Below are 800 nucleotides of genomic sequence, written 5' to 3' on the forward strand. Positions count from 1 at the left end.
GGTCAATGTTGGTCACATAAATCCATTTGAACGAGGCACCGGGGTTGCCCAATGCAGCGTTCTGCGACACCGCATCCGGTCGATCCTTTCCTGCCTCATGGGTAGACCCGGTCACGGCTTCGCCGCCAAACATCTGCGGCGCATGGGGTGGGTGCAGTTGTTCGGCATTGATGTTGCGCGTCTGGCCTTCACTGATCCCGGCTTGCGAGGCTATCGCGGCCACTGACCAGCCACCGGGATAGCGCGGCTCCCCCTCGGCGCGCGTGAAGTCCGGTTGCGGGGCTTTGCCCACGAGGACCGGTTCGCCGTTGCGCAAGCGCTTGGTCCACAGGCGCTGGTAGAAACGCATGGATTGCAACGCGGTCATGGCCGGCTCGCCTTGGGGCAGCTCGTCCGGCACGCCGTAGGTGCCGATGCCTTGCACATCATCCAGTGCCACGGTGGTGTCGTCCGGGCAGAAATACAGGTACACCTTGCCGCGGTTGTCGCGTTCGGGAAACACCAGGGTTTTCCCGTCGGCCCCCAAGCGCTGGCCTTGTTCGGGTGACCAGCGCGGCCCCGTGCGACCGCCATAACCCGGCAGGCCACAGCGCAGGGCACTGAGGGGTGGTTGCGCATGGGGGGATTGGGTGGTGTGTTGCACGATGTCGATCAGGGTTTGCAGGGTTCGCAAATTTTTCGGCGTCGCGTCAGGCAGTACCGAATAGGGCGAGGCCACCATGATGGCGCAGTCGGCGCAGCGTTCACCGCGATCCACCAGCATGGCCTGGGCGAGCAAGGTGATCAGCGTGCCCTGGCTG

The 800-nt window shown here is 64.2% G+C and carries 1 protein-coding gene; it reads right to left on the reverse strand.

From position 1 onward, the window contains the following. A partial coding sequence (locus ACM6J5_RS18495) for a DUF3274 domain-containing protein (protein WP_414929110.1) occupies positions 1-800 on the reverse strand: 800 nt, incomplete at both ends.

The sequence above is a fragment of the Pseudomonas sp. IT-P74 genome, assembly GCF_949768175.1.
Taxonomy (GTDB): Bacteria; Pseudomonadota; Gammaproteobacteria; order Pseudomonadales; family Pseudomonadaceae; genus Aquipseudomonas.